We start from the raw sequence: 5804 nt of genomic DNA, 5'->3' as shown, positions 1-5804 counted from the left end.
CCGAATTTGCTTGGCGACCATAGCGTTATGGACCCACCTGATCCCATGCCGAACTCAGTAGTGAAACGTAATAGCGCCGATGGTAGTGTGGGGTCTCCCCATGTGAGAGTAGGACATCGCCAGGCTTTAAATTTTAAAAGGCCATCCGAAAGGATGGCCTTTTTTCGTTTTAATACTTTTAAAGTAAGTTTCATCTATAAACTAGACCTACAGACCTACAGACCTACAGACCTACAGACCTACAGACCTACAGACCTACAACAGAATAGTATTTAATAAAGAGATGTATCACTGCAGTAGAGAGTTACTGCAGTGATAAAGGGTTTGAATTATAGAATTTGATTCAGGATGTGATCCGCTTTAACACGACGAATACGTGTAATGAGCTTTTTAACTTGAGCTGGATAGTTATCAATTTTTTCAATTTGCTTATAACTACCAATAAGCTGGGTATGTTCGAGAATACAATCTAATTCTTGTTGTTGCTGCTCGGCGAGTAGTTGATTTTTGTCATGAATTAAAATCGCATTTTCAAGATCAAGTTTCCAAGCTCGTGGATTGAGGTTATTACCCGTTACTAACATATAACGACGATCTACCCAAAGCCCCTTCAAGTGAAAGCTATTGTTATCGTGTTTCCATAAATGGATCGCTAATTGGCGATGTGCAATAGCGGCTTCATTATGTTTAGCAAAATTACGTAAATTGACTTCATATAAATAAGGTAACCCAGCAATAGTCTTAAAAGGCTCTGATGGTGGAATATAAAAGTCATTTGCTGTTTTATCACCAACGACGATTGTGACCTTTACACCGCGCTTAAGAGCTTTCTTTACTTCGCGACTTACCATTCTCGGAAAGTTAAAGTAGGGAGTACAAATAGTCAGCTCAGATTGTGCACTAGCGATGAGCGTACAAATATCCTGATTAAGTTTGTTCTTACGTTTCCCTAAACCTATCAGAGGTGTTAATCCTACCTCGTCATCTTTAATCTCATCCGGCTCAAAATGGTAGATAGCTTGTTGTAGTTCGGAGCGTAGATCTCGAATTGCCGTCTTCAATGACTTTGTATCGGGTCTTTCTGGTTGTGCTAGGCAGTTAACTGCATTACTCGAAACAAGTATGTCAATAATGAACTGCGCCATGCTGTTAGCGAGCTTTTCATTTTTAATGACGTGGTAGCGATCGTAACGATAACGGTCATGTTGAGCGAGATACACATCATTTAAGCTTGCACCGCTATAAATAACATTATCATCAATAACAAAGCCTTTCAGGTGTAGGACACCGAACACTTCTCGATTACGAACGGGAACGCCAAGCACATCGATCTTGTGAGTATATTTTTCTGCGTACTCACGATATAGCGCGGCATTGCCATCGGACTGACTGGCGCCAATTAAGCCTCGTTGAGCTCTATGCCAATCAACTAATACCTTTATATCAAGTTCGGGGTTGAGTTGCTTAGCTTCATACAGAGCGGTAAGCACACCTCTTCCTGCTTCATCATCTTGGAGATATAAGGCAACTAAGTAAATGCGTTCTTTAGCTGATTTTATTTCTTGATATAGACGCTCTCTAAACGAATTTGCATCAAAAAGAGTCTCTAAATTCTCGGGCTTGTGCGCAATACATGGCAGTTGTTCGATGAGCTGCCTGTTAGCAATAGCTGAATCCATTATCGCCTCGTTTACACGATCTATAAGTAGATGAATTTTGATTAAGGGATCAATTATACCAGAAAAAAAGCGAAGTCAATGTATCTAGTGTTTAGATATGTTTTTGCTCATGCTTTCTGAGGTAAGTGTATCAATAAATAACATTGGAATTAGATTCTTACCGCTATTAGCATAGCGTTGAAAACGTTGCTTGATATTATTGGGAAGGTTTTCGCTATTAATAGTTTGAAACCCTGACTTCTGATAGAAAACTTCTAACTCTTGAAATGCAAAGCAATAGCATGCTTGTTGGTTCATTTGATTACGGCATGCTTCAATAAGCTTATACGCAATACCTTGTAAACGGTACTCTGGGATGACAAGCATTCCTGTCAGTAGTTGTATATCATCAATAGTTTTAAATCGTACGGATGCAATAATACTGTTGTTTGATTCTGCAACCCAGATTGTTTCATCTCTCTTTGCTTTTCCTGATGGATAGAATGACTTGTATATTTTATTAACTAAAGGCAAACGGATAGGATCAAGTTGACGATAAATAATTTGAGACATGGGAAAACACTGCGTTGTTGAATGGGATCAGGTAAAATAGCTTCAATTCGTATAGAAAAGTATAAAGATTTGGTTGTGAATTAACATGAAAGTTTTACATGAAAATGGGTTAGCGCCTTATCACACCTTTGGGATTGATGTATCGGCGAAGTACATACTTGAAGCATCAAGTGTTGAAGATCTCCTTGCTATTTGGCAGGACGAGACATACCAGGAAGTCCCTAAGTTAGTTGTTGGGCAAGGAAGCAACTTACTTTTTTGTGAAGATTACCAAGGCGCTATCATTTTAAACCGAATTAAAGGTATTAATGTAGTCGATAGTACTGAGTATGTTGATTTACATGTAGGTGGAGGTGAAGACTGGCATGGTTTGGTGTCTTGGGCTGTCGATAATGGTTTTAATGGACTAGAGAATCTAGCACTCATTCCTGGTTGTGTGGGGTCGTCCCCGATACAAAATATTGGTGCTTATGGCGTAGAGTTAAAAGATGTCTGCCAGTATGTTGATGTATTAAATGTACAAACAGGGGAAGTGAAGCGTTTGATGGCTGATGAATGCCACTTCTCATATCGAGATTCAATTTTTAAGCGAGAGTTAAAAGATAACCACATAATTATTGCGGTAGGTTTTCGCTTAACTAAAGCTTGGTCTCCGAAAATAGCCTATGGCCCATTAGCAAAATTCTCGCTCGATACTGTTACAGCCAAAGAGATTTTTGATGAAGTGTGCGCCATTCGCCGTGAAAAACTGCCTGATCCGCAGGTTATGGGGAATGCAGGTAGTTTTTTCAAAAACCCAATTATTTCGTTAGACGTACGTGACTTTCTTTTGTCTGAGTACCCTAACATGCCAAGTTACCCAGTGGACGAAGCTCATTGTAAGTTAGCTGCGGGTTGGTTGATTGATCAATGTGGTTTGAAAGGTTACCAAATTGGTGGTGCTAAAATTCACCAGCAACAAGCACTTGTATTAACGAATGTTGGTAATGCAACTGCACGTGATGTACTTCAGCTAGCACAGTATGTCGTCGATACGGTAATGACTAAATTTGGTGTCTCTCTTGAGCATGAGGTGCGTTTTATGGCACATAATGCTGAAACTAATCTCAACGAGATGCTGCGATGAAAGATCATACCGTACGACTAGCTTTGATTCAGTTACTCTCTGATGGTGAATTTCATTCAGGTGAAGTATTGGGACAAACGCTGGGTATGACTCGTGCTGCAATCGCGAAACAAATTCAAGTCATTCAACAGTGGGGGCTTGATATTTTTAGGGTGCAAGGCAAAGGTTATTGTCTTGCATCAGCGATTGATTTACTTGATAAGCAGCAGATTTTAGCGAAAGTTAAGTGCCCCCATCTTGATTTAATTCCTGTCATCGACTCAACTAATCAATACCTTCTAGATAGAGTAGGGCAACTGCCTAGTGGTAGTGTATGTTTGGCTGAATATCAAGAAGCAGGCCGTGGACGACGAGGTCGACAATGGGTTTCACCTTTCGGTAGTAACCTGTACCTTTCAATTTACTGGCGTTTAGAAGCTGGTATGGCTGCGGCAATGGGGCTGAGTTTAGTTGTCGGTGTCGCGATTGCTGAAACGCTCAAAAAACTGGGTGCATATGATGTTCGAGTTAAATGGCCTAACGATATTTATTATCAGGATAAAAAGCTAGCTGGTATTCTTGTTGAAATGACTGGTCAAGCAGGAGATGCTGCACACTTAGTGATTGGAATGGGGCTAAATATTAATATGCCACTAACAGAGCAAAGTGAGATCACGCAAGCGTGGACAACACTGTCGCAAGCTTGTGATAGCTTACCGTCTCGAAATATCTTAGCGGCGACATTGATCTCACATCTTAATCAAACACTCTGTGATTACGAACATCAAGGTTTAGTTGGCTTTGTTGAACGTTGGAATAAAATAGATAACTTTTTAAACCGCCCTGTGAAATTATTAATCGGTGAGCGAACCATCGAAGGTACTGCTCGCGGGATTGATGCTCAAGGGGCTTTACTACTGGAAACCGACACTGGTATTACACCGTATATCGGCGGTGAAATCAGCCTTAGAGGTTGCTGATGCAATTATTAATTGAAGCAGGCAATACTTACGTCAAAGTTGCCTTACTAACCCAAAATGAACACATTGAACAAATTGGTAAATACCCAAGTAAAAAATTAGAGCTTGTTTTACAACCGTTACTGGAAGGTAATGTTGAGCGCATTGTTTTTGCGAGTGTCGGACCAGTTGAAGTTGACAATACTATTCAGCGTATAGCACAAATGGCGAATATTCCTGTTACTCAGGTAAAAACTGCACGAGAAGACTTCGGTGTTGTTAACGCATATTCTGAATATCAATACCTTGGTGTTGACCGCTGGCTAACACTGGTTGCTATTCGTCAAAGTTTTAAGCAACCTACAGTGATTGTAGATATAGGCACGGCATTAACGTTTGATGTTATGGACAGTGATGGAAAACATCTTGGTGGTTGGATCATGCCTGGTTATCAGTTAATGATGAAATCAGTACTAGAGAATACAACCAAGGTGTTTTCAGATAGTGAGCATAGTGAATCATTAACACTGGCAAACAATACCGCAGATGGTTTAAAGAATGGCTGCCGTGCTGCGTTGGTTGGATTAATTGAGTTTGGCCTAAAACAAGCATCTGCAGAACTAAATGAAGCGCCCGCGGTAATTCTATGTGGTGGCGGTGTTCGTCATTTGCCAAAATCGTGGTGTAAACCTTTTTATCATCGCTCGGAGTTGGTACTTGAAGGGCTAGGGTTGTATGCAAAGCGCGGTTAATGCCGAAAATTACGTCAATTAAATAAAAAACAATAAAAAAAACACGTTAGGGTATTGCAACAAAAATAATCATTATCTAGAATGCGCACCACTAACGCCGACTTAGCTCAGTAGGTAGAGCAACTGACTTGTAATCAGTAGGTCACCAGTTCGACTCCGGTAGTCGGCACCAGTTTTAAAAATTTCGGTGGGGTTCCCGAGTGGCCAAAGGGAGCAGATTGTAAATCTGCCGGCACTGCCTTCGAAGGTTCGAATCCTTCCCCCACCACCATTTTCAAATGGTTGAATAGCTCTACGAGATACAAGTTCTGCGGGCATCGTATAATGGCTATTACCTCAGCCTTCCAAGCTGATGATGCGGGTTCGATTCCCGCTGCCCGCTCCACATTTCTTGTGTGCTGATATAGCTCAGTCGGTAGAGCGCACCCTTGGTAAGGGTGAGGTCGGCAGTTCAAATCTGCCTATCAGCACCACTCTCAAGCCCTAATTCATCCATTTGTTATATACTCAACAAACCCATGTTTGGTTGTGTGGTCGTAATGCCACCTAATACCGTGCCCAGAGGGACTATCCATGTCTAAAGAAAAATTTGAACGCGTAAAACCGCACGTAAACGTTGGTACTATCGGCCACGTTGACCACGGTAAAACAACTCTAACTGCTGCTATCTGTACTACACTTTCAAAAGTGTACGGTGGTGCTGCTCGTGACTTCGCATCAATCGATAACGCTCCAGAAGAGCGTGAGCGCGGTATCA

General features: G+C 41.2%; 6 protein-coding genes, 4 tRNA genes and 1 rRNA gene. 9 read left to right on the top strand and 2 right to left on the bottom strand.

Annotated elements, in window-relative coordinates; all coding sequences use genetic code 11:
• Positions 1-9: 9 nt before the first annotated feature.
• Positions 10-125, top strand: a 5S ribosomal RNA gene (rrf, locus tag C9J46_RS21045).
• 204 nt (positions 126-329) lie between these two features.
• Here the strand turns inward: rrf and pssA are convergent.
• Positions 330-1679, bottom strand: coding sequence for a CDP-diacylglycerol--serine O-phosphatidyltransferase (pssA, locus tag C9J46_RS21040; RefSeq protein ID WP_107247958.1), 1350 nt, complete (start codon positions 1677-1679; stop codon positions 330-332).
• Positions 1680-1763: 84 nt separating this feature from the next.
• Positions 1764-2231: a GNAT family N-acetyltransferase gene (locus tag C9J46_RS21035; protein ID WP_005363553.1), complete on the bottom strand. Its 468-nt coding sequence runs from the start codon at positions 2229-2231 to the stop codon at positions 1764-1766.
• Positions 2232-2316: 85 nt separating this feature from the next.
• Here C9J46_RS21035 and murB point away from each other — a divergent pair, with 85 nt between their 5' ends.
• The 8 genes from murB to C9J46_RS20995 all read left to right on the top strand — a co-directional run.
• The gene (gene murB / locus C9J46_RS21030) at positions 2317-3357 is read left to right on the top strand and encodes a UDP-N-acetylmuramate dehydrogenase (protein WP_107262300.1); all 1041 of its coding nucleotides are present in this window, start codon (positions 2317-2319) and stop codon (positions 3355-3357) included.
• Positions 3354-4316: a bifunctional biotin--[acetyl-CoA-carboxylase] ligase/biotin operon repressor BirA gene (gene birA, locus C9J46_RS21025; protein WP_107291475.1), complete on the top strand. Its 963-nt coding sequence runs from the start codon at positions 3354-3356 to the stop codon at positions 4314-4316. Before murB ends, birA begins: the two co-directional genes overlap by 4 nt.
• Positions 4316-5047 (top strand): type III pantothenate kinase, encoded by a 732-nt coding sequence (locus C9J46_RS21020; RefSeq protein ID WP_005363560.1) that lies wholly within the window; start codon positions 4316-4318, stop codon positions 5045-5047. Before birA ends, C9J46_RS21020 begins: the two co-directional genes overlap by 1 nt.
• 96 nt (positions 5048-5143) lie before the next feature.
• Positions 5144-5219 (top strand) — tRNA-Thr (locus tag C9J46_RS21015).
• Positions 5220-5233: 14 nt separating this feature from the next.
• Positions 5234-5318 (top strand) — tRNA-Tyr (locus tag C9J46_RS21010).
• A 39-nt stretch (positions 5319-5357) separates the two neighbouring features.
• Positions 5358-5432 (top strand) — tRNA-Gly (locus C9J46_RS21005).
• Between the two features lie 12 nt (positions 5433-5444).
• Positions 5445-5520 (top strand) — tRNA-Thr (locus C9J46_RS21000).
• Between the two features lie 100 nt (positions 5521-5620).
• Positions 5621-5804: GTP-binding protein (locus C9J46_RS20995; protein WP_233217677.1), on the top strand; the 184-nt coding region annotated here is incomplete at its 3' end.

This window comes from Photobacterium sp. GB-36 (assembly GCF_003026135.1).
GTDB lineage: Bacteria > Pseudomonadota > Gammaproteobacteria > Enterobacterales > Vibrionaceae > Photobacterium.
The sequence above is the reverse complement of the archived record's forward strand: the minus strand, read 5'-3'. Positions and strand labels throughout refer to the sequence as shown.